The organism is Amylibacter sp. IMCC11727 (genome assembly GCF_029854195.1).
In the GTDB taxonomy this organism is placed as follows: Bacteria; Pseudomonadota; Alphaproteobacteria; order Rhodobacterales; family Rhodobacteraceae; genus Amylibacter.
In genome coordinates, this window is record NZ_CP122960.1 from 2,305,032 (window position 1) to 2,328,647 (window position 23,616).

General features: G+C 52.5%; 23 protein-coding genes. 11 read left to right on the plus strand and 12 right to left on the minus strand.

Annotation, left to right across the window (positions count from 1 at the left end):
- Nucleotides 1–8 precede the first annotated feature (8 nt).
- Complete coding sequence (locus QBD29_RS11630; RefSeq protein ID WP_280098259.1) at nt 9–473, minus strand: DNA polymerase III subunit chi; 465 nt, start codon at nt 471–473, stop codon at nt 9–11.
- On the minus strand, nt 466–1,941 hold the full coding sequence (locus QBD29_RS11635) for a leucyl aminopeptidase (RefSeq protein ID WP_280098260.1): 1,476 nt from the start codon (nt 1,939–1,941) through the stop codon (nt 466–468). The genes QBD29_RS11630 and QBD29_RS11635 overlap by 8 nt, the downstream gene beginning before the upstream one ends.
- A 131-nt stretch (nt 1,942–2,072) precedes the next feature.
- Between QBD29_RS11635 and QBD29_RS11640 the strand changes: the two genes are divergently transcribed.
- The 6 genes from QBD29_RS11640 to rsmA are packed head-to-tail and all read left to right on the plus strand — an operon-like array spanning nt 2,073 to nt 9,467.
- Nucleotides 2,073–3,182, plus strand: coding sequence for an LptF/LptG family permease (locus QBD29_RS11640; protein ID WP_280098261.1), 1,110 nt, complete (start codon nt 2,073–2,075; stop codon nt 3,180–3,182).
- Complete coding sequence (lptG, locus tag QBD29_RS11645) at nt 3,179–4,279, plus strand: LPS export ABC transporter permease LptG (RefSeq protein ID WP_280098262.1); 1,101 nt, start codon at nt 3,179–3,181, stop codon at nt 4,277–4,279. Before QBD29_RS11640 ends, lptG begins: the two co-directional genes overlap by 4 nt.
- Before the next feature lie 3 nt (nt 4,280–4,282).
- Nucleotides 4,283–6,448: an LPS assembly protein LptD gene (gene lptD, locus QBD29_RS11650; protein WP_280098263.1), complete on the plus strand. Its 2,166-nt coding sequence runs from the start codon at nt 4,283–4,285 to the stop codon at nt 6,446–6,448.
- A gap of 13 nt (nt 6,449–6,461) precedes the next feature.
- Nucleotides 6,462–7,673: a peptidylprolyl isomerase gene (locus QBD29_RS11655; RefSeq protein WP_280100958.1), complete on the plus strand. Its 1,212-nt coding sequence runs from the start codon at nt 6,462–6,464 to the stop codon at nt 7,671–7,673.
- Nucleotides 7,670–8,641, plus strand: a complete 972-nt coding sequence (gene pdxA / locus QBD29_RS11660; RefSeq protein WP_280098264.1) for a 4-hydroxythreonine-4-phosphate dehydrogenase PdxA — start codon at nt 7,670–7,672, stop codon at nt 8,639–8,641. The genes QBD29_RS11655 and pdxA overlap by 4 nt, the downstream gene beginning before the upstream one ends.
- Nucleotides 8,628–9,467, plus strand: coding sequence for a 16S rRNA (adenine(1518)-N(6)/adenine(1519)-N(6))-dimethyltransferase RsmA (gene rsmA, locus QBD29_RS11665; protein ID WP_280100959.1), 840 nt, complete (start codon nt 8,628–8,630; stop codon nt 9,465–9,467). Before pdxA ends, rsmA begins: the two co-directional genes overlap by 14 nt.
- A gap of 4 nt (nt 9,468–9,471) precedes the next feature.
- Here rsmA and QBD29_RS11670 read toward each other — a convergent pair whose 3' ends face one another.
- The 9 genes from QBD29_RS11670 to QBD29_RS11715 all read right to left on the minus strand — a co-directional run bounded on the left by QBD29_RS11670 (nt 9,472) and on the right by QBD29_RS11715 (nt 17,859).
- Entirely contained in the window at nt 9,472–10,062 is a 591-nt protein-coding gene (locus QBD29_RS11670; protein WP_280098265.1) for a DUF4167 domain-containing protein, read from the minus strand.
- A gap of 203 nt (nt 10,063–10,265) precedes the next feature.
- A complete protein-coding gene (prmC, locus tag QBD29_RS11675) occupies nt 10,266–11,105 on the minus strand; it encodes a peptide chain release factor N(5)-glutamine methyltransferase (RefSeq protein WP_280098266.1) in 840 nt (279 codons plus the stop codon).
- Nucleotides 11,102–12,157, minus strand: coding sequence for a peptide chain release factor 1 (gene prfA, locus QBD29_RS11680; protein ID WP_280098267.1), 1,056 nt, complete (start codon nt 12,155–12,157; stop codon nt 11,102–11,104). The genes prmC and prfA overlap by 4 nt, the downstream gene beginning before the upstream one ends.
- A gap of 305 nt (nt 12,158–12,462) precedes the next feature.
- Nucleotides 12,463–12,918, minus strand: coding sequence for a DUF1499 domain-containing protein (locus QBD29_RS11690; RefSeq protein WP_280098269.1), 456 nt, complete (start codon nt 12,916–12,918; stop codon nt 12,463–12,465).
- A gap of 32 nt (nt 12,919–12,950) precedes the next feature.
- Complete coding sequence (gene ispG / locus QBD29_RS11695) at nt 12,951–14,078, minus strand: flavodoxin-dependent (E)-4-hydroxy-3-methylbut-2-enyl-diphosphate synthase (RefSeq protein ID WP_280098270.1); 1,128 nt, start codon at nt 14,076–14,078, stop codon at nt 12,951–12,953.
- Between the two features lie 82 nt (nt 14,079–14,160).
- The gene (locus QBD29_RS11700) at nt 14,161–15,363 is read right to left on the minus strand and encodes a helix-turn-helix domain-containing protein (RefSeq protein ID WP_280098271.1); all 1,203 of its coding nucleotides are present in this window, start codon (nt 15,361–15,363) and stop codon (nt 14,161–14,163) included.
- A gap of 203 nt (nt 15,364–15,566) precedes the next feature.
- Nucleotides 15,567–16,790 (minus strand): 5-aminolevulinate synthase, encoded by a 1,224-nt coding sequence (gene hemA, locus QBD29_RS11705; protein WP_280098272.1) that lies wholly within the window; start codon nt 16,788–16,790, stop codon nt 15,567–15,569.
- 187 nt (nt 16,791–16,977) lie between these two features.
- Nucleotides 16,978–17,487 carry a winged helix DNA-binding protein gene (locus QBD29_RS11710; RefSeq protein ID WP_280098273.1) on the minus strand — a complete coding sequence of 170 codons (510 nt, stop codon included), beginning with the start codon at nt 17,485–17,487 and terminating at the stop codon, nt 16,978–16,980.
- 78 nt (nt 17,488–17,565) lie between these two features.
- Entirely contained in the window at nt 17,566–17,859 is a 294-nt protein-coding gene (locus QBD29_RS11715; protein ID WP_280098274.1) for a succinate dehydrogenase assembly factor 2, read from the minus strand.
- A 117-nt stretch (nt 17,860–17,976) separates the two neighbouring features.
- Here QBD29_RS11715 and QBD29_RS11720 point away from each other — a divergent pair, with 117 nt between their 5' ends.
- Both QBD29_RS11720 and QBD29_RS11725 read left to right on the plus strand, forming a co-directional pair.
- Nucleotides 17,977–19,182: a pyridoxal phosphate-dependent aminotransferase gene (locus tag QBD29_RS11720; protein WP_280098275.1), complete on the plus strand. Its 1,206-nt coding sequence runs from the start codon at nt 17,977–17,979 to the stop codon at nt 19,180–19,182.
- Nucleotides 19,183–19,191: 9 nt separating this feature from the next.
- Nucleotides 19,192–19,590, plus strand: a complete 399-nt coding sequence (locus tag QBD29_RS11725; protein WP_280098276.1) for a hypothetical protein — start codon at nt 19,192–19,194, stop codon at nt 19,588–19,590.
- A gap of 32 nt (nt 19,591–19,622) precedes the next feature.
- Here the strand turns inward: QBD29_RS11725 and QBD29_RS11730 are convergent, their stop codons facing one another.
- Entirely contained in the window at nt 19,623–20,087 is a 465-nt protein-coding gene (locus QBD29_RS11730; RefSeq protein WP_280098277.1) for an Lrp/AsnC family transcriptional regulator, read from the minus strand.
- Between the two features lie 152 nt (nt 20,088–20,239).
- Between QBD29_RS11730 and cysG the strand changes: the two genes are divergently transcribed.
- Genes cysG through QBD29_RS11745 form a run of 3 tightly spaced genes read left to right on the plus strand, consistent with a single transcriptional unit; the run spans nt 20,240 to nt 23,615 of the window.
- Nucleotides 20,240–21,643: a siroheme synthase CysG gene (cysG, locus tag QBD29_RS11735; protein WP_280098278.1), complete on the plus strand. Its 1,404-nt coding sequence runs from the start codon at nt 20,240–20,242 to the stop codon at nt 21,641–21,643.
- A complete protein-coding gene (locus QBD29_RS11740) occupies nt 21,643–21,948 on the plus strand; it encodes a DUF2849 domain-containing protein (protein WP_280098279.1) in 306 nt (101 codons plus the stop codon). Before cysG ends, QBD29_RS11740 begins: the two co-directional genes overlap by 1 nt.
- Nucleotides 21,948–23,615 (plus strand): nitrite/sulfite reductase, encoded by a 1,668-nt coding sequence (locus tag QBD29_RS11745; RefSeq protein WP_280098280.1) that lies wholly within the window; start codon nt 21,948–21,950, stop codon nt 23,613–23,615. The genes QBD29_RS11740 and QBD29_RS11745 overlap by 1 nt, the downstream gene beginning before the upstream one ends.
- Nucleotide 23,616: the final 1 nt, after the last annotated feature.

Genomic DNA, 23,616 nt, shown 5'->3' on the forward strand with positions numbered 1-23,616 from the left:
ATTTTACCTTAAGCCGATTTTTCAGCTTTCTTGGTCCAACGCCCGTTTTCTTGCGCCCAGTATTGCGCCGCAATTCCCGCATCGGTCAGCGCCTTCCAATCTGCTCGCGCAGCGGTCAACTCGTCAGGGTTATTGCCATCAAACATCAGACACACGCGGGTAAATGTGCCAGCTTCGACCGCATCGGTTTTCGCCCCATGTGCCAGCAGCAGAATTTCGGCATTGTTGGTGTTATCTGTGCCGGTGGTCAGCAAAATGGGTTGATCCGCGTCATGCTCACCACCTGCCAAACCATGTGCAAGAAAGCCGTCATCACGATATTGCCACAGGTGTTCGTCCAATCGGGACAACCGATTTTGATCGGTGCCACGAATAAGTGCGCGCCACGCATTGCCGCGCACTTTTTCCAACAGATCAGGCAACGCCTGTTCCAGCGGAGATGTGGTCAGATGATAGAAGAAAACCTCAGCCATCTGCCTGTTCATAATTGTCCGCGATCAAACGATCGAGCGCGCGAACGCCCCACCCTGTTGCCCCAGCTGGTGCAAGGGATGTTGCGGATTTCACCGATGCGACGCCTGCGATATCCAGATGGATCCACGGCATATCGGGTTCCACGAACACTTCGAGAAATGCCGCTGCGGTAATTGACCCAGCCGCGCGGCCGCCCGTGTTTTTGATGTCAGCAATGCGCGACTTGATCAGCTTGTGATAGGCGGGAGACAACGGCATGCGCCATGCCCCTTCGTCCTCTGCCTCTGCCGCTTTCAGGAAAGTGCGTGACAGGCCGTCATTGTTGGAAAAGACACCCGCGTTTTCATGGCCCAACCCAATGATGATGGCGCCTGTCAAAGTGGCAAGGTTAATCACGCCAGTGGGCTGATAAGTTTTTTGTGCATACCACAGCACATCTGCCAACACCAAACGGCCTTCAGCATCTGTGTTAATCACCTCAATCGTGTCGCCCTTCATTGAAGTTCGCACATCGCCTGGGCGTTGGGCCAAACCATCGGGCATGTTTTCCACAAGACCGACAAGGCCAACAACATTTGCTTTTGCTTTGCGTAGCGCCAGCGTTTTCATCACGCCGGCCACAACCCCAGCACCGCCCATGTCCATGGTCATATCTTCCATGCCAGCGGCGGGTTTAAGTGAAATGCCACCCGTATCAAACACAACGCCTTTGCCGACAAACGCGAAGGGTTTTTCATCGCCCCCGCCGTTCCATTCCATAATGACCATCTTGGACGGACTTGGAGAGCCAAGGCCAACAGACAAAAGCGATCCCATACCGAGCTTTTCCATGTCGGCCTCTTCGAGAACTTTGACCGTCATGCCCAGTTTTTCGAGTTCAATCAAACGATCCGCAAAGGTTTCAGTGGTCAACACGTTCGCAGGTTCATTGACCAGATCGCGGGTGAAAAACACGCCTTCGTTTTGCGCTTGTTTTGAAACAAATGCGGCTTCTGCCTCGGCTGCGCCGTTACATACAACTGTCAACGTACCTTGATTTGTTTTCTCACCTGATTTGTGATCGTTAAAATCATAGGCCCGCAAAACCATGCCTTGCGCCACATCCGCGGTGGATCGGCTCGCCCCAGCCAAAAGCATCGCATCCGATTTGCCAACAGATTTCATCGCCGCCGCACCTGCGTTTCGGGCCACGTCGGCATCCGCCTTTTTGCCAAGCTTAATCACAACAATGGATTTGGCTGCGATGTTGGCGGGGAAATCCATTGTCTGAACTGCGCCCACGGCCATCTCTTCAAAAACGCTCGATTCGGAAAACCGCGCGAGCGCCCCTTTCGCGAGCTTATTCACGCGGCGTGACAGGGGATCGAGCCCCCCAGCAGGGGTCATAAAGCAAACGATTTTGCCTTCAAATGTGTCGATCAGGTCAAGATTGGTCTCAATAAAGCTCGGGGAGATAGGAGTGGTCATGTTTGCCCTTTGGATTTGAGGTGATTTCCAACTGATCTAGCGTTTTTATGCCGAATTGGCCACCTGCGTCTGTTAGGGCGTCAAAAAATGGTTTAACCCGAAGGCACTTGGGAAATTTGAGGTCTGCCTTCGTGAAGCTCATCGACAGATATGTATTGCGGCAATTGATTGGGCCGTTTCTGTTCTTCATGGTGATCTTTGGCGGGATTTTGTGGCTGAATCAGGCTCTGCGCATTGTGGATGTGGTGATCAACAACGGTCAATCTGGTGCAGTCTTTGCCGAATTGTCATTCTATCTGCTGCCCAAAGTATTGGAAACGGTCGTACCCGTGGCGGCATTTTCTGCAGCGATTTTTTTGACCAATCGGCTGTATTCAGAGGCGGAGTTGGTTGTTTTTATGGGGGTTGGGCATGGCCCTGCGAATACGACCAAACCGTATTTTGCCTTTGGGCTTGTGTGCTTTGTGATGATGACCCTACTGACCCATGTAATCACGCCGTTTTCCCTGTCCAAATTCCAAGACCGGCAATACGAAATGAGCAAAGAATACCTGACCCAGTTCATTGTGGCAGGCGAATTCACATCACCAGAAGACGGTGTCACGGTGTTTTTCGGGCAAACATTCCCCAACGGGGATTTGCGTGATGTGGTTATCAATGATCGCCGCGACCCATCAGTTGTGGTGACCCATGCCGCCAGCGAAGGCAAAGTCGTGGGTGGCGATGCCTCTCCTAAACTCGTTTTGAAGAAAGGATCGATCCAGCAGTTCTATCCCGAAGATCGAACGCTGAGCACGATCCAGTTTGATGGTTTGAACTACGATCTGGGCCAGTTTGCCAAAGACGTGGGGGAGCGAACATTTCGGGTGGAGGAAACCTTCACGTGGCACCTGTCAAACACTGATACCAATCGTGCCACAACAGAAGTTCACGATCGCATTGTAAAGTCCCTACTGTCGATTGTCGTGCCCGCACTTGGCGCGATTGTTCTTTTGTCCGCAGGGTTTAGCCGTGGCGGTTTTTTCGCGCGGATTGTGCTGGGCGTGGTGTTCATGGTCGCAATCAATGCGTTCCGCGGTTTTGTGCAAGGATTTGTCGAAGACGGCAGCGCGGGATGGCCCATTTTGTATTTGCCCGTGATCATTGCCTTTGGCGCGGTTGCAATCATGGTGCGCATGGGCCAAGCCCCGTGGAAATCTGGGGTGCGCGGTGTGATTAACCCCAACGGGGTGCGCACATGACGTTGTATCTGTATTTCGCTAAACGGTTTTTTGGGGCCTTCGTACGCGTGTTTGCGGTACTTAGCTTGCTGATTTTTGTGCTTGAAACGCTTGAAAACATTCGCGGACTGTCCAAAAACGGTGTGGATTTCGCACAATCGTCGATCCTAGCAGTGTTCAGCACGCCTGCCTTGGTGTTGCAGGCCATGCCGATCATCGTAATGTTGGCAGGGCTGACGTTCTGTGTGGGTTTGGCGCGATCAAATGAATTTGTCGTCACGCGCGCTGTAGGTGTTGCTGCCTTGCGCGCCATGATGGCCCCTGCCCTCACAGCATTTGCACTCGGTCTGGCGACCATCTTGTTTCTGAACCCATTGGCAGCCGTGTTCACGACTTATCATGATGAATTGCGCAAAGAGTACACCAACGTGCAACGCGGCGCGGTTTCATTTGGCGGCGATGGGTTTTGGTTGCGCCAAAAGGATGAAGTGGGTCACACAGTTATTCACGCCCAAAGCGCCAATTCACGCGGCACCAGCCTGCGCGAAGCCACTGCATTGCGGTTCGATGGCAACGGACAGTTGGTCCAGCGGTTATTTTCACGCACTGCGATCCTGCGTCAGGATGAATGGGTGTTCACCAATGGCAAAAAATGGTCCACGGGACGGCGATGGGTGAACCCTGAACAAAACGCAGAACAGTTTGAAATTTTGCGCTTCAAAACAGACATAACGCCAGCCCAGATTTTGGATGGATATCCAAAACCTGAAACCGTTGCGATCTGGAACAAGTTGGAAACTATCGAAGCCATTGGAGATGCAGGGTTTTCCACGCTCCCCCATCGTATCCATCTCAACATCGAATTGGCCCGACCACTCATGTTGATGGCCATGATGATTATCGGGGCCGCATTCACCCTGCAAACCGCCAGAATGGGCAATATGGGCGTTTCGGTTTTTATTGCTCTAATTTGTGGTTTTTCACTCTACTTCCTACAAAATCTTGCTATGACTCTGGGAGAAGCGGGAGAGATTCCCGTTTTCGCGGCGGCTTGGGCGCCACCGCTGGCTGCTTTACTTTTTGCCGTGGGGCTGTTCCTCAGATTTGAGGACGGATAGAATATGATCCAATGGGCAACGCGATGTCTGTTTGTGTGTCTGGTCAGCCTACTGGCGTGGCCGATGCCGTCTGCATTTGCTCAGGTTGAAAGCGAAATTGGTTCTGAAAACCGTCCTGTTTCCCTGATTGCAGACAGCGTAGATTTCGATCCCGCCTCAGGCGTTTTGATCGCCCGAGGCAATGTACAGGTGTTTCGCGGCTCGCAGGTTCTGGCCACCCAAGAAGTGATCTACGACCAACGCAAAAAACAGCTGTCTATTCCAGGTCCATTGACCCTGACGGACGGCGAAAATGTAGTGACACGGGCCAACAGCGCGCAGCTTGACTCGGATTTGCGCAATGGATTGATCCAAGGGGCAGAATTGCTGATCCAGCAACAGTTACAATTGGTCAGTAATCGGATGCACCGCCAAGACGGTAAATTCAAAGTGTTGGATAAAGTGGTTGCAACCAGCTGCCATATTTGCGCGAAAAACCCGATCCCGTTCTGGCAAATTCGGTCCCGCCGCGCAATCCACGACGAAGAAGCGCGTCGTCTGTATTTTGAATCCGCAACGCTCGATGTTTTGGGGATTCCCGTTTTCCATGCGCCAAACCTGCGCATCCCGGACCCCTCCGTGCGCCGCGCCACAGGTTTCCTTGTTCCCAGCATTTCCAATTCTTCAACACTCGGCTACGGCGTCGAAGTGCCCTACTATTGGACCCTTGGAGATCATGCCGACTTAACACTAACCACCCGTGTTTTTTCCAAAGGCAGTTTCCTTTTGAACCCGCAATACCGACGCGAAGTAAAACGCGGACGGTTTGAAATCGACGGCCATTTCACGCTCTCGGACTCTCTTACGGCGAACAACACGCGCTCTTCTCTTAGTGCCAATGGGCTGTTTCAGCTGGAACGTGAAATCGAATTGGAATTCGGCGTCGAAGTGGCCTCTGACGACGACTTCCGTGATGACTATGGTATTGGTGTCGACGGCGAAAACCGCCTGACATCGTTTATAACGCTGCGCCGTACGCGCAAAAACTCCTTTGCGAGTCTGTCTGCTTCTTACATCCAGAGCTTGCGTGCTATTGAAATCGACCAAGAAATCCCACTTGTCCTGCCCGAATTTTATGGTCGCAAAACATGGATCGACCCAATTGTAGGTGGCAAATTCGGTATCACCGCCCAATCCGTGACATTGCTGCGTGAAGGCGACAGCGAATTTACCCGCTTTGGCGTTATAACCGATTGGGAAAAAGAATGGATTTTGCGCAATGGTTTGATTGTTGGCGCATATGGTGGTGTTTCCGCCAATTCTTATTACACCCAAAACATCGGGGGTGCAGCAGATGGCACATTGTCCGAAGTTGTGCCAACCGCCGCGGTTGATCTGCGCTGGCCCCTATCACGCCAAAACGGCCGTGTCACACATGTGATCGAACCGCGCATTCAGGTGATTTGGTCCCCCGATGACGCCCGAAGAAACGCCAATGAAGACAGCGTTCAGGTGGAGTTTGAAGAAACGAACCTGTTTTCCATTAACAGATTCCCCGGGTTTGACGCCACCGAACGGGGGCTACGCGCGAATGTGGGCATCACCTACACGCGCTATGACCCAGAAGGATGGACCTATGGTTTGACCTTGGGGCGCGTGTTGCGGGACGCCGATCTGAACCAATTTGGAGCGGGTACAGGCTTAACAGGAACCGAGTCCGATTACGTGAGCGCCATCAACCTATCGTTCAACGACAAGTTCAATTTCGTGAACAGAACCCTGTTTGATGATGATTTCACCGTTGGCAAAAACGAAATGCAGCTGGACATGGATTTCAATCGCGTCTCTGCACAAGCGTCATATGTTTGGTTGGAACAGGATGTGGTTGCAGGTGCCAGCGACCGGACACACGAAGCAGCGCTTTCGGTTCAGTATCAATACGATGATTACTGGTCATTTTCGGGGGCATGGCGGCAAAATCTGGAAACTGGCAATTCCACAAGCGGCGCTTTTGGCGTTCGGTATGAAAACGAATGTGTGGCTGTGAACCTTTCTTACTCGCTTCAGTTTGAAGGGTCTGGTATTGTTCGTCGAACGCGAGAGCTTGGGTTAACGGTTGAATTGGCTGGTCTGGGCAATAAAAAGCGAAACAAGAAATACGCGCACAGATGTGCGGGACTAAACGGGTAGTCGGGTGAGCGATATGAAATCATTGGTTTTGGCAGTTGCGGCAGCAATTTTGGCATGGGCGGCGCCCGTAGATGCACAGCGAAAAAATCCTTATGGTGTGGCCGTTCGTGTGAATGACCGTGTCATTACTAATTTCGAAATCGACCAACGTGTCGTGCTGTTGCGTGCCTTTGGCACCACCGGCAATTTGGAAAAGACGGCAACTGAACAATTGATCGAAGACCGCCTGCGCCTACAAGCGGCTCGTCAGGCTGGTATTACGATTACTGATGAGGAAATCGAAGCTGGCGTAGATGAATTTGCATCGCGTGCGAAACTGACCGGCGAACAACTGTACCAATATGTTGGCCAGCGTGGGGCCGCCAAAGAAAGCATGCAAGCCTTTGTACGCGCTGGCCTGTTGTGGCGTAATCTGGTGCAGGCACGTTTTGGCGGCCGCGCCAGCGTTTCAGACGATGAAATCGAAACGACGTTGAACCTAATCGCTGGGCGCAAATCCCAGTCTATTCTGTTTTCCGAAATTCGCCTGCCATTGAACCAGCGCGGTGACGAAAAAACACTCGAACTGGCAGATCAGTTGTCTAAGTCAATCACAACAGAGGGTGCCTTTGCCGCGGCGGCGCGGCGATATTCCCGTGCGCCATCACGGGCACGCTCTGGCCGATTGGATTGGCTGCCAGTGGCTCAATTGCCTGCCGCATTGGCAGGGCAGATCATGGCTCTTGAACCTGGTGAAGTGACCGCGCCCATTACGCTTGGGCCGACTGTTGGCCTGTTCCAACTGCGTGGCATTCGCGAAGACACAAACACGGATGAAGGGCCTGTAACGTTGACGTATGTGTCGGTGAACGTTCCTGGGGAACCCGGGTCCGACCGCATGGTTTCGGATGCCCAAGGATTGATTGACGATGTGGACACCTGTGATGACATCCGCGCACAATCAGAACGCTTTGCCGTGCCTGGGCACACAGATCACGTGGCCGAGGCAGGCAATGTACCATCTGTTGTTGCAGTTGAATTGGCCGGGCTCGATCGCCACGAAGCAAGCTATTACACAAATTCCGCAGGCACTTTGACCGTGGTTATGTTGTGTGATCGGCTGCGCGAACTGCCCGAAGGCGCGCGCGAAAATATCCGCAATGGCTTGTTCAACCAACGAATGGGTGGCTTTGGTCAAGGATACCTTGAAGAGCTCAAGGCTGATGCGGTTATCGAATACAAATGACCCTACCCATTGCGCTCACCAGCGGTGATCCCGCAGGGGTTGGGCCAGAAATAACGGCCAAAGCCTATGACGCGTTGCGCGGTGACCTATGCTTTTTTGTCATTGGCGACAGGCGGCATTTCCCAAATTGCGTAGAAATCAAAGACCCGTCAGAGGCGGCCACGACAGATGGGTTGCCCTTGTTGCACCTTGATTTTGACGCAGACGCTGTGTCGGGCCAACCCGATCATGCCAATGCACGCGGTGTCATCCGCTCCATTGAAACGGCCGTTGATTTGACCAAACGGGGTCAGGCTGCGGCAGTTTGCACAAACCCGATCAGCAAACAGGTTTTGATCGAAGGGGCCAACTTCGCCCATCCGGGTCATACGGAATTTTTGGCCGAACTGGGTGGTGTGGCAAATTCCGTAATGATGCTGACCGCACCCGAATTATCCGTTGTTCCCGTAACCATCCACATCGCTCTGCAGGACGTTAAAACAGCCCTAACAGCAGAGCTGATTGAAACAACCTTGCGCACCACACACCACGCCATGATCCGTGATTTTGGCATCCCAGCGCCGCGCATAGCAGTGGCTGGCCTGAACCCCCATGCGGGTGAAGGGGGCCTAATGGGGCGTGAAGAAATCGACCTGATTGGCCCTGTTTTAAACCAGTTGAAGGCAGATGGACTGGACACAACAGGTCCCTTGCCCGCTGATACGATGTTTCATCCCCCTGCCCGCACAAAATACGACGTGGCAGTGTGCATGTACCACGATCAGGCGCTTATCCCGATCAAAACACTGAACTTTTCAGCAGGTGTTAACGTGACGCTCGGCCTGCCGTTCATTCGAACATCGCCTGATCACGGCACGGCCTTTGATATTGCAGGCAAAGGCGTGGCCGACCCCACCAGCCTGATCGAGGCCTTGCGTAAAGCACGAGATATGGCAAGAGCACGGGCGGTGTATGATGGCGAGCATTGATGGTCTGCCGCCACTGCGCGAGGTGATCAACACACATGAACTGTTTGCGAAAAAAGCACTGGGTCAGAACTTTCTTCTGGATTTGAACCTAACCAGCAAGATCGCGCGCCAAGCGGGGGATTTGGCTAACAGCGATGTTTTGGAAGTGGGGCCAGGTCCTGGTGGTTTAACCCGCGCATTGCTGCACGAAGGCGCACGCCAAGTGGTGGCCATCGAACAAGACGAACGCTGCTTGCCCGCACTGGCTGAAGTATCCGCCTATCACGGCGGGAAGTTGAAAGTGCTGCAAGGGGATGCGCTCAAAATTGATCCTTTAGAGCACTTGAACACCCCAATTCGTATCGTGTCCAACCTGCCCTATAATGTGGGAACCGAGTTGTTAACCCGCTGGCTGTCGCCAGCGGAATGGCCGCCTTTTTGGCAATCTCTTACATTGATGTTTCAAAAAGAGGTGGCGCAGCGGATCGTTGCAAGGCCACGAACCAAAGCCTATGGGCGGCTGTCGATTTTGGCGCAGTGGCGGTGTGATGCAAAAATTGTGATGGAAATTCCGCCAGCGGCCTTCACTCCACCCCCGAAGGTCACATCAGCGGTGGTGCATCTGGAACGGCTTGAAACACCGCGCTATCCTGCGGATGCAAAACTGTTGTCGCAGGTGGTCGCAAAAGCCTTTGGTCAGCGGCGTAAAATGCTGCGCGCCAGCCTCAAAGGATTGGCCCCAGATTTAGAAGATCGTTTGTTGGCGGCAGGGATTAAACCGACCCAACGGGCCGAAGAAATCGACCTCGAAGCGTTTTGCAAACTGAGCGAATTGATCCGCAGCTAACCTATTATTCAGCCGCTTTCGGGCTCTCTGCGTTTTCAACCGCTTCGGCCACAATATCAGACGGATTGTCGATCTTTGGCTTGGCCGGACGCTTGCGGGGTGCAGGTTTCTTTTCTGTCTTTACGGGTTGGCTTTCTGGTGTTTCCACCAAATTGCTGTCGTTTTGGGCAGGAAACAGATCGGCATCAGCAGGCACAGACGGTTGATCCCCAGACGCATCAATTGGGATTTGTTTTTGCTGCTGCTTTTGGGCGTTCTGATTGTTGTTGTTCTGGTTGTGGTTCTGCTGGTTTTGCTGGCGCTGTGCGTCTTGTTGTTCACGGCGTGCATCAATTTCGCGCTGCGCGTCACCCAACATACGAACGTAATGTTCCGCGTGCTGCAAAAAGTTTTCGTGCGCTACACGGTCCCCAGACAACTGAGCATCCCGTGCCAAAGTTTGGTATTTGTCGATAATCTGTTGCGGCGTACCGCGCACCTTGCCCTCTGGCCCGGAGCTGTCAAACACGCGGTTCACAACATTCGCTGGATTATTATTGTTGTTATTGCGATTGCGATTTTTATTGCGCGAACGGGATTTGTTTGAAGATCTCATATGATCCGTGAACCTTTGTCGTTTTTTGATTTTTGGGGTCTTTAGCAGACCGAACGTCCAGATACCTATTTGGATTATTGGGGATGAGAACGCGGTTTGTTCCATCATCCGTGGGGATAAAGTACTATGGGTTGATAAGCTATGACAACCCAAAATGCGTTAAAATGCCTTTATTTAACAAGTTTATTTGTTTTTTCGCCCATTCAAGGGAAATTCACGGCTACGATCCGCTGATGGCCGTTTAAATCAGTGTGGATTGAAACACTTTCGAATCCCTGATCCGCAAAAATCCTCTGCACATCTGGCCCCTGATCTTTGCCAATTTCAAAGAACGCGCGCCCATTCGGGGCTAAATGCGCCCCAAGGTTTGCCGCCAGTGTGCGATATGCCGACAATCCATCCCCACCAGGCGTAAGCGCTAGATGCGGTTCATGCTCTCGTACATCTGGGGACAGACGAGCCATTTCGGCTTCGGTTATATAGGGTGGGTTGCTGACAATCAGATCGAACCGACCGCTCACCCCATCAAACCAATCCGATTGAACAAGGCTGGCGCGGTCCGACGCACCCACTTTTTCTAGGTTTTGTGCTGCAACAGTCAACGCATCCGCGCTTATGTCTGTCCCTGTTCCGTTCGCATCCGGGTATTCCGCCAGCAAACACGCAAGGATACAGCCCGATCCCGTTCCAAGGTCCAGAATGGTTTCCGGAGCTGCCCCCTGCATAGCCAATTCAATCAAGGTTTCCGTTTCGGGGCGCGGGTCTAAAACATCGGGTGTGACGCGGAATTCATGTTTCCAAAACGCCCGTTTCCCCGTGATATGAGAAATAGGCGTATGCGCCGCGCGTCGATGAATCATATGCTCAAACTGCGCTACTTGGGTTGGTGTGACTGTGCGCGATAATTCAAGCGTCAGACGATCCATTTCCACGCCCAACGTATGCGCCATAAGAATGCGCGCATCCCGCGGCGCCCCTTCTCCAATGGCAGCGGTTAGCAATTTTGTTCCAGTGCGCAACACCATGGATGCGGTTTGGATCATGGGTCCATATCCGCCAATTTTGCCGCCTGATCATCTGAAATCAGTGCATCAATGATTTCATCCAGATCGCCCTGCATCACTTGATCCAGCTTATAGAGCGTCAGATTAATACGGTGGTCCGTCATACGACCCTGCGGGAAATTATAGGTGCGAATACGTTCAGACCGATCCCCAGACCCAACCTGCCCCTTGCGGCTCGCCGCCCGTTCGGCGTCTGCTTCTTGGCGTTTCAGATCGTAAAGTCGCGTGCGCAACACTTGCATGGCAATCTCGCGGTTACGATGCTGGGATTTTTCCGAACTCACCACCATGATGTTGGTTGGGATGTGCAAAATGCGCACAGCGGAATCCGTGGTGTTTACATGCTGTCCACCAGAACCAGACGCACGCATCGTATCAATACGAATGTCCGTGGCAGGGATATCAATGTCCACATCCTCGGCCTCTGGCAGCACTGCAACAGTGGCTGCAGAGGTATGCACTCGCCCACCGCTTTCAGTGACAGGAACCCGTTGCACACGATGAACGCCACTTTCGAACTTCAATCGGGCAAAAACGCCTTGCCCTTTGACGTTGACCACAGCTTCTTTCAAACCGCCAAGCTCGGTGACGCTTTGTTCCATCACTTCGTATTTCCAGCCCGCTTTTTCGGCGTACCGTTGATACATGGCCATCAGATCACCCGCAAAAAGCGCAGCCTCGTCCCCGCCTGTACCTGGGCGAATCTCAAGAATGGCAGACCGTTCATCGGCTTCATCCTTGGGAATAAGCGTCAATTGCACTTGATGTTCCAAGTCAGGTAAGGCGGCCTGAAGCTCGGGCAATTCTTCAGCTGCCAATTCTTTCATCTCTGGGTCCGACATCATGGCCTCGGCCTCTGCGATATCAGACAAAAGCGTTTGATAGCTTTGGATTTTTTCTACGACGGGGCGCAAATCAGCATACTCCTTGGACAGAGCCGCGAAATCATCGCCCGCACTGCCTTCGGACATTTTTGCCTCCAGAAAGGCGAACCGTTGTTTGATTTGTTCAAGTTTATCTATTGGGATCATGGCAGTGAAATCGCCCTTGGGGACGGCGTGGTCAAGGAATAAGTGACAAATGGACGATTTTCTGTTTAGATCGGACCATGAGACATGTGTTTTTCACTGGTTTCCTGATCGCTGGCCTTGGATTGCCAGCCTTGGCCGAGAATGCGGACGTTCAATGGCCGGACTGTTATTGCACCGATAAAACGGGCGCTCGTATTGAGCTGGGACAAGAGATTTGCATGTTTGTGGATGGACGCAGTTTCACCGCACGGTGCGAAATGTCCCTAAACAACCCTATGTGGCGTGAAACAGGCTCTGCATGCCTGTCATTGCGCAACAGGTTGCCCCAAAGCAGCAGTCCAATCTTGAATACGGGCCTTGTTCACACCTAAATCCGAACGGCCGAAACGGGATCGGGAATAGACAAACAAACGGGATTTGCCGCCTTCTTCTGGTGTGACCTTCACCGAAATGTAATCGGGATAAGCCATCAGTTTGGTACGCTGCATGTAAGTGACAAACAATTCTTTTGCGTCCCCGTCCAGCACCACAACATTGGGTTTTGACAAAGCCACATCGTTAAAATTGGCCGCCAATTCCGCCGGCGGCATGTCAAAAACCAAACTGTTGGCATCCTGACCATCGCGCATCAAAAATTGGTTTGGGCGCGCGCCTTTTTCAACGGTTTCAGGATCAACATGCCATTGATTTGCATCAGAGGGCGCCACACGAACCCACAGAATAAGACCGATAATCAGGGCAAGGATAATCCAAGTTAGCATTCTAAACGCCTTTCGCATCAGGGTTTGGCGGATTATTCCGCCGCGTCTGCAACAGCTGCCGCATCTAATTGCGCCGCTTTGGTTTCCACTTGTTCGACAATGTGATCAATCATCTTGTCGTTGGACATTTTGTGGCTTTGCGCCCCTGCCAAATACACCATGCCAGATCCCGCACCGCCCCCTGTAAAGCCAACGTCTGTCATCAACGCCTCACCAGGGCCGTTCACAACACAACCTATGATCGACAAGGACATGGGTGTCTTGATGTGTTCCAACCGCTTTTCCAGTGTTTCCACCGTTTTAATCACGTCAAACCCTTGCCGCGCACAGCTGGGGCAAGAAATAATATTCACACCGCGATGCCGCAAGCCAAGGGATTTGAGGATTTCAAAACCCACTTTGACCTCTTCCACTGGGTCCGCAGACAGCGAAACCCGCAAAGTGTCCCCAATGCCAGCCCACAACAAACTGCCCAGCCCAATGGATGATTTGATCGTGCCTGATGTCAGGCCGCCCGCTTCGGTAATGCCCAAATGGATCGGGGCGTCTGTTGCCTCGGCCAAGCCTTGATAGGCGGCAACGGCCATAAATACATCGGAAGCTTTGACGCTGATTTTAAACTCATGGAAATCATTGTCTTGCAGAATGCGCATATGATCCAAGCCGCTTTCGATCATCGCGTCTGGGCAGGGTTCACCGTATTTATCCAGCAGATGTTTTTCCAAACTACCCGCATTCACGCCAATTCGGATGGATGCATTGTGGTCCCGTGCGGCCTTGATCACCTCTTTCACGCGATCTTCACTGCCAATATTGCCAGGGTTAATGCGCAAACACGCTGCCCCCGCTTCGGCTGCTTCGATCCCGCGTTTGTAATGGAAATGAATGTCCGCCACGATGGGAACAGGGCTCTCTGCGCAGATTTCCTTCATCGCTTTGGTCGATGCCTCATCAGGGCAGGACACGCGAACGATATCCGCCCCCGCATCCGCACACGCAATGATCTGTTTGATCGTGGCCGATGCGTCATGGGTTAGCGTATTGGTCATGGTCTGCACGGAAATCGGTGCATCCCCGCCCACAGCCACATTGCCCACTTGAATTTGACGGGACTTGCGACGATAAATATTGCGCCAAGGGCGCACGTGGTTCAGCGACATGAGATAGCTTCCATGCTTAAGACGATTACACTGTTAACTTGGGTAATTTGCGTTGGTTTGACAGGGGGCGCAATGCCGCAGATCAGTTGCCCGTGGATTGGATCAACGCACCCGCATCACCCACGTTGCGCAGCTCATCCAAATTCAACGGCGGCGAAGACGGTTGAACGAAATCTGTGGCCAGTGCGATCGACTCTGTGACCGCTTCGCGATCCAACGGCACACCGCGAACAACACCGCCCGCATTCCCCACGGGGCCAAACGCATTGTCGCCAACTTTCACATAAACCGCGCCCGCGTTCCCGGCCCGCAGCAATGGATTTTCCACACCAACTGGCAGGCGATAGCTTTCACCTGCGTCCAAGATTTTTTCAAACAGAACCGTGCCGTCATCGAAATAAATCCGCACCCAAGCCGCCTTCATCGCGACGAGGTCAACAGGTGGTGGTCCCTCGGCGACAACCCGAGGAGTTTGCTGCTCTGTCAGCGGCGCCTCGCGCGTTGCGGTGAGTGTTGGGGCTTGCTGATCGGCATAGGCCCCAAGACTGCCCGCATCAAGCGAAGCAATTGGCGCATCCCGTGGCACCATTTGCGGCACCTCAAGCTCTTGCGGACGGTACAATTGATCCAAATTGGATGTTTGCAGCGTCGTCGTTGGATTAATGCCCACAACAGTTGACGGTTGTTGCGTGGAGGTTTCGGTCAAATCCGCAACTTCAGATGTTACCCCTGGTGTTTGGTTAACAGGCACAAACTGGACGCGCTGCACTTCTTGCAAAACCGTCCAACTGCCATAACCGAGTCCCAAGACCAAAAGAGCCAGAACCATTACAGAACCGAGTGCTGACGGTGACAGATTGCTGAAGATGCCAGAGGATTCCACGTAGCGTGGGATGCGCGGACGAGCAATCGGATCGGCGTGTGCTGGGCGAACAGGCGTTTGCAACAGAGCCGCAGATTTTGTGGCCAGTGATCCTGATTTCAAATCGGAATGCACACCGTTAAAGCCGCTTTCTTCACAAAAGCGCATGAAGCATTCATCAGGGTCCATTTCCAGATACCGCGCGTAGGACCGCACGTACCCAGCAATAAAGCCCGGTGTTTGGAATACCGAAGGATCGCAGTTTTCGATGGCAGAGATATAGGTCGCCTTGATGCGTAGGTCGCGCTGCACGTCCAGCAAAGACTTGCCAAGCGTCGCACGTTCACCACGCATTTGATCCCCGAGTGTTACCTCGAAATTATCAAAGCCACGTGGACCGCGATTTCCTAACCCAGTTTCCATGGAACCTGCCTGACCCCTTACGTCCGGTTCTTATATCTTGCGCAATTGCCTCAGCGCGAGGTTGATTCGCTCAACCGCTTGTTTGGGGCATTGATATCACAGGTAATAGGATTTGTGCACCCCTACAGTGATAATTTAACCATTTATGTTGACACGCAAAAATTCGCCCAAAACAACGACCTAGCGTTTTGGGGTTGCGCTGATTATCCGGTCATATCCATGCGATTCAGGGCACAGTGCTGCCATAGGTTGTCGAGCGCTGAAACGAGGTCATTTATCATCTTATCCGTGTGGACAGGAGATGGCGTAAACCGCAGGCGTTCGGTTCCCCGTGGCACAGTTGGGAAGTTGATCGGCTGCACGTAAATTCCATAGTCTTCGAGCAGCATATCAGACAGCATCTTACACTTCACAGGGTTGCCCACATGCACAGGGACAATATGGCTTCCATGGTCATCCAGCGGTAAGTTCAGCGCGCGGATGCGGGATTTTAACTGCGCAGCTTTGGCCTGATGGACTTCGCGCAAATTGGCATCGTTTTTCAGATGCGCCACGGATGCGGCGGCAGCGGCAGCCACCGCGGGCGGCAATGATGTGGTGAAAATGAACCCAGGTGCATAGGAACGAATAGCATCCGCAAGCTTGTCTGTTGTGGCGATATACCCCCCCATCACCCCATAAGCCTTGGCCAAAGTTCCGTTAATGATATCAATACGATGCGCAAGATTATCGCGTTCCGTAATGCCGCCTCCACGCGCACCGTACAGGCCCACCGCATGGACTTCGTCAATGTAGGTCAGCGCATTAAACTCATCGGCTAGATCGCAAATTTGTTCGATGGGGCCAAAATCCCCATCCATGGAATAAAGCGATTCAAACGCGATCAATTTCGGTGCATCCGATGGCAGCGTTTCCAAAACAGACCGCAAATGCGCCACATCATTGTGACGGAACACATGCTTTTCACAAAAGCCGTGGCGAATGCCTTCGATCATGGACGCGTGGTTCAATTCATCCGAAAGAATAATTAGGCCCGGAAACAGTTTGGGCAACACGGACAGCGTCGCCTCATTCGCGTTATAAGCAGAAGTGAACACAACCGCCCGTTCCTTGGTGTGCAGATCTGCGAGCTCCATTTCTAGGCGATGATGAAAGGATGTATTGCCAGAGATGTTGCGCGTGCCACCTGATCCCGCACCTGCCACATCAGCGGCAGATTTCAACGCATCGAGCACAACTGGATGCTGCCCCATGCCCAAATAATCGTTGCCACACCAGACAGTTATGTCTTGGACTGTGCCATCTGGTTTCGTCCAATCGGCTTTAGGAAACTGCTGATTCTTTCGACGAATATTTTGAAACACACGGTAACGCCCCTCCTCGTGAAGGCGGTTCAGTGCGGCATCGATATGCTGGTCGTAATCCATCGGGTCACCATCTGGCAGTCTTACAGAAGCCCACATCTAAAGGAGGTCATGCACGTGGGTTAGGTCACAAAACGCCGCACGGTATAAAGATGTACGTTACCATTGGACCTACCCACTAAAATAACGCCTCACCCGATTTGGGCAAGGCGTTTCAGTTTGGAGGGTGGATTGGGTTTCGCAAAAATCCTTAATAAATATAGCGGATTTGGTCTGTCCAATACCGTTCCACGCGGCGCAGAACCGTATTGATATTTTGCAATCCAACCTCGCCGATCACCTCTTGATCGACCATGCCGCCCGCGTGGCGCAAAAAAAGATCGGACACAATGCCGCGGATTTCTCGCCCCTTTGTCGTCAGCTTGACCCGTACTGCACGACGATCAATTTCGCACCTGTGGTGGTGCATGTACCCAGCTTCGACAAGTTTTTTCAGGTTATAGGACACATTGGAACCTTGGTAATAACCACGGGATTTCAATTCCCCTGCCGTCACCTCGTTTTCGCCGATGTTAAACAAAAGGAGAGCTTGGACCGAATTGATGTCGAGCAGACCCAATCGTTCAAATTCATCTTTGATCACATCAAGCAAAAGCCGATGCAGCCGTTCCACCATGGACAGTGTTTCAAGGTATGAACCGAGAAATTCTGTCCCCTGGCCCTGATCTTCTTGGGTTTCAAGCGCTGTATGAATGCTCATTTTTTAGGTCTCCGCCATAGCTGTCTGACACAGATTTGACGGAAAAGATGAAACAAGAGGTTAAACCGAAACGCTTTTTTACGAAACTTTTGTCGATAACGTCGACATATTGTCTAAAATTCGCGCAATTGCAGGCTTGTAAATCTCTGGTGTGGGGCTGGCCCCGCTCAGCCATGCGTATAAATCCTGATCAGGTTCGTTCATGAGCATTTCATGGTCGTCCAGATCTTCTGCAGATAGATTTTTCAGTTCAGTGTCTGCAAATTGCCCCAAAATAAGGTCCATTTCCTTCATCCCACGGCGCCAAGACCGCATTCGCAGTCGGCGCAATCGGGTGTCATGGGATTCATTTTCAGGCACTGGCACATCCATACATCGTTCCTACGGTGGGAAATTGACATGTGCAAGTGCAGCAACGGCGGGGTTTTCCTTGCGTCCGCAAATTCAGGCTCTTAGACAGATCGAGCGTCAAAGTGGAGCAACGCTGATATGTCTGACTTTTTGTCCAAAACACTCGAACGGGTGAAACCTTCGCCCACGATCATGATTTCCGCCAAAGCGGCCGAGCTAAAGGCCGCTGGACGGGACGTTATTGCGCTGAGCGCGGGTGAGCCAGATTTTGACACACCAGACAATATCAAAGATGCGGCCAAGGCGGCAATGGATGCGGGTAAAACCAAATACACCGCTCCTGATGGCATCCCCGAATTGAAGCAAGCCATTTGTGACAAATTCAAACGAGACAACGGCTTGGACTACGCCCCCAGCCAGGTGTCGATTTCCACAGGCGGGAAACAGGTGCTCTATAATGCCCTTATGGCCACTCTGAACGAAGGGGACGAAGTTGTCATTCCTGGTCCCTATTGGGTGTCTTATCCCGATATGGTTCTATTGGCAGGGGGCACACCTGTTGTGGCCGAAACCTCTTTACAAACCCAATTCAAGCTGACCGCTGATCAACTCGAAGCCGCAATCACCCCTAAAACCAAATGGCTGATCTTCAACTCTCCGTCCAATCCTTCAGGTGCTGGATACAGCCGTGAGGAGTTGAAAATGTTAACAGACGTGTTGCTGCGTCACCCCCACGTGTGGGTAATGACAGACGATATGTACGAACATCTTGCCTATGGGGATTTCGAATTCTGTACTCCTGCGCAGGTGGAGCCTCGCCTATATGATCGCACCTTAACAGTGAACGGCGTGTCCAAAGCATACGCCATGACAGGTTGGCGGATCGGCTATGCCGCGGGGCCAGAACACCTGATTTCAGCTATGCGCAAGGTGCAATCGCAATCCACTTCCAACCCCTGTTCTATCAGCCAATGGGCCGCGATAGAGGCGTTGAACGGGCCGCAAGACTACATTGAAATGTCCCGCCCGATTTTTGAAGCCCGCCGCGATTTGGTTGTAGACATGTTAAACGCGGCCAAAGGCATCAGCTGTCCCACGCCAGATGGGGCGTTTTACGTGTATCCTTCCATCGCAGAGTGCATAGGCAAAACCACCCCAAGCGGAGTTGTCATTGAAAACGACGAAGTGTTCGCAACGCAACTGTTAGAGGCCGAAGGGGTTGCCGTTGTCTTTGGCGCCGCCTTTGGGGTTTCGCCAAACTTCCGCGTAAGTTATGCCACATCAGAAGAAGAACTCACAGATGCCTGTACGCGCATTCAAAACTTCTGTCAGGGATTGGTTTAAGGGGGCCTTATGTCTGAGATCGGATCACTTTTCTTTCGCGTGCGCGAAAACGGGGCTGCCGTATACCGTGTCGATGCGGAAAACCGTCAACGCCGTTTGGATATGCAGCAAATTGCCGTTGTGAACATCCGAAATGGTGATGTGAAACCGCAAGGGGATCAAATTCCAACAGCAGCAGAGCGCAACGAAATTGACGCATGGGTTGTGGCACGGCGCAAGATTGTTGAAGAGCGACGGATCGATGATTTGTTGCGCACGACGGATCATTTAAACCTGACCGCGCAATGGGTGCAGACCAAAGCAACAGATGAACAGATTGATATGTTCGCGGACGATCTGCTGATGGCCATGCACGACCTGCGCAGCGTGATTGTACGTAAAAAAGCAGATGGGCTGATTAAGAAGTAGTTATTGAGTATTTGAAGAACAAAGAAGCCGGGTTAGTCGACAGGCAGCATTGTGGTGGATTTGATTTCTTCCATCGACAATAGGGCCGTAACGTTGAAAATCTTCACCTCTGAAATCAGCGCCTGATAAAACGTGTCATAGGCTTTGGCGTTGGTGACGCGGACCTTCAGAATATAATCAATATCCCCTGCAAGGCGATGCGCTTCCATGACTTCGGGGCGTTCCAACAAGGTTTTCAGGAACTTCGCCTGCCAGTTTTCATCGTGTTCAGAGGTGCGGATAAGGACGAAGAAACACGCTTCCAGACCCAGCATTTCAGGATCAATCAATGTGGTCTGTTTGGTGATCAATCCAGCCTCGCGCATTTTACGGATGCGATTCCAGATGGGGGTTTTGCTCGCACCCACTTTTTTGGCGATTTCATCCAGCGATTGAGAGGCATCGCTTTGAAGCTCGGTGAGGATTTTCTTATCGAGCGGGTCTAAGGCGATGGACATTTCGAAAATCCTTTTAAAACGGGTTGTTTGTTCTGGCTGCACGCGACTCCAAAGATCATTTTTCTTAAATCAATCAATAACGCGTTTGTAAATAGAACTTTTTCCCATGAAAGCGTATATCCTCAGACAAATGTTATCCAAAGGATGTGGCAATGAAGCACTTTCCGATTTTTGTAAACTTGGTCGGCCAAAAGGTTCTGGTGGCTGGTGTTGGTGAAACGGCTGTGGCCAAGCTACGGTTGATCCTCAAGACCGAGGCCGAAGTACATGTGTTTGGCCAAGATGCAGTGGATCAGGTTCAGGCATGGGCTGATGCTGGGCGCGTCACATTGCATAATCGGGTGCTCAAACCAGAGGATTGCTGGGGAGCAACTCTGGTTTACGCGGCGCAGGATGACGCCGCGCTCGATGCGCGGGTTGCACGGATTGGGCGAGCCGCAGGGGCAATGGTGAACATTGTCGATAACCTGCAGGACAGCATGTTCATTACACCCGCGATTGTTGATCGCGACCCTGTGACAGTGGCCATCGGAACCGAAGGGGCTGCCCCTGTTTTAGCACGCCATATCAAGAAGACCGTCGAAGAGTCCCTGCCGCCCTCCTTGGGCTTGCTCGCACGGTTGGGTCAGGCTTTCCGCGGTGCCGTTGAAGTTCTGCCCATGGGGCGCAAGCGGCGTGATTTCTGGTCTAAATTCTACTTTGAGCGCGGTCCCCTTGCGCTGGCCGAAGGGGGTGAAGTGGCCGTAAAAGCAGAGTTGGAAACCTTATTGGCGCAAACGATTGCCGCAAAACGTTCTCCTGGCCGTGTGGATTTGGTGGGCGCGGGTCCAGGGGATCCTGAACTGCTCACGCTGAAGGCCCGCAAGCTAATGCACGAAGCCGATGTTGTACTCCACGATCAGCTGGTGACGCGCGATATCTTAGAGCTGGCACGACGCGAAGCGATTGTGATTGAAACAGGCAAAAAAGGCTTTGGGCCAAGCTGGAAACAGGAAGAAATCAATGATTTGCTCGTGTCCCATGCGGCGCAGGGGCATCACGTGGTGCGTTTAAAATCAGGTGATCCCGCAGTGTTCGGGCGGCTCGACGAAGAAATGGATGCGCTTGATGCGGCAGGTGTGGATTGGGCGATTGTGCCAGGCATCACAGCAGCATCTGCAGCGGCGGCAAATACACGCGTTTCACTGACTCAACGCGGGCGCAATTCGGCACTGCAGTTTTTAACAGCGCATGATGTGAACGGATTTGCCGATCAGCAGTGGCGCGATTTGGCCAAACCAGATGCGGTAGCTGCCGTTTACATGGGCAAAAAAGCAGCGACGTTTTTGCGCGGGCGTTTGTTGATGCACGGCGCGTCGGGCGATGTGCCTGTGACGGTTGTGGAAAATGCGTCACGCCCAGATCAGCGGATATTGCAGGCCACACTGATGACATTGCCCGAAGTTTTGGCAGCGTCAGATGTGTCTGGCCCTGCCGTGATGTTGCTGGGTTTGGCCCCACGGGCGGCGGTTGAGGCCGCGATGGATTTGGATATTTCAGAAATGGAGCAAGCTTGATGGCGAAGAAATTCACCCCGAAAGTGCTGACCGCAAACGATTTGCTGAGCGGTGACGTAATTTACTGGAACGAAAATGGCGATTGGGTCGAAGCGTTCGAAGATGCGCTGTATCTGGACACAGAAAAACTGGCGTTTCACGTTCTGCGCTTGGCGCAAAAACAAGCACTGGAAATCGTGGGCCCCTACCTTGCGGATGCAGAATTGGGTGCGGATGACAAACCGCAACCATCGCATTTTCGCGAAGATTTTCGCGCCACAGGACCCAGCAATTACCACCACGGCAAACAAGCGGAGTTGGCGTAATGTACAGCTATTCAGAATTTGATCACGCGTTCATCAAAGAGCGCAACAAACAGTTCCGCGCCCAAGTGGAACGCCGTATCGACGGCAGCCTGACCGAAGACGAGTTCAAGCCACTGCGCTTGATGAACGGGCTTTACCTGCAATTGCATGCCTACATGCTGCGTGTGGCCATTCCATACGGCACACTCAACAGCGGGCAAATGCGGCAGTTGGCATTGATTGCCGAGAAGTTTGACAAAGGTTATGGCCATTTCACAACGCGCCAGAACATTCAGTTCAATTGGCCAAAACTGCGTGATGTGCCCGATATCCTCGACGCATTGGCCGAGGTGGAAATGCACGCCATTCAAACCTCTGGCAACTGTGTACGCAACGTGACCGCCGATCACTTTGCAGGGGCAGCGGCGGATGAAATCGCCGACCCGCGCCCAACGGCAGAATTGCTGCGGCAATGGTCCACAGACCACCCTGAGTTCGCCTTTTTAGGGCGGAAGTTCAAAATTGCGGTAACTGGATCAGAAACAGATCGCGCGGTGACCAAAGCTCACGACATTGGCCTACGCATGGTGCGCAATGATGCAGGCGAAGCAGGCTACGAAGTGATCGTAGGGGGCGGTTTGGGCCGCACACCGATGATTGGCAAAGTCCTTCGCGATTTCCTGCCCGTAGAAGATTTGCTGCCATATGTCGAAAGCATTTTGCAAATCTATAACCGTCTAGGCCGCCGCGATAACAAATACAAAGCGCGGATCAAAATCACAGTACATGAAAATGGGATTGAGACCATTCGCGACCTCGTTGAAGAGCGGTTTACAATCCAACGAGCAGCCTTCGGTGGGTATGACCAAAAGCTGTTTGCTGAGATCAAAAAGGCATTTGCTGCGCCGGCCTTTATCAGCGCATCCCTCGACGGGTTTCTTGATGCACAAAACAAAGATGGCGCGTTCCGCTCTTGGGTAGATACAAACCTATCTGCGCACCGCGAGGCGGATTATTCCATCGTCACAATTTCGATCAAAGCCCATGGGCAAACCCCAGGCGATGCAACCGCAGACCAAATGCGCGTCTTGGCGGATATTGCCGAAGAGTTCGGACACAACGAACTGCGGATTAGCCACGAGCAGAACGTGATCCTGCCCCATGTGCATAAATCCCATTTGCCCGCCATTTATGCGCGGCTGAAAGAGGCAGGCTTGGCCACCGCAAATATCGGGCTGATTTCCGACATTATCGCCTGCCCGGGTATGGATTACTGTGCGCTGGCAACCGCACGCTCTATCCCCGTGGCGCAACAGATCGCAACACGGTTTGACGAGCTGAAATTGGAGCATGATATCGGTGCGTTGAAAATCAAGATTTCAGGCTGCATCAATGCCTGTGGGCACCACCATGTGGGCCACATCGGCATTCTGGGCTTGGATCGGGCTGGCGTGGAAAACTATCAGATCACGCTGGGCGGTGACGGTACAGAAACCGCAACCATTGGTGAACGCGCAGGACCTGGTTTTGCCTATGACGAAATCGTGCCAGCCATTGAGCGGTTGATCTACGCCTACCTCGACATTCGAGACAGCGAAGAAGAGACCTTTTTGCAAACCTATCGTCGTGTTGGACTGGAGCCATTCAAATTGGCGCTCTACCCCGAACAGCAAATCGCAGCGGAGTAAT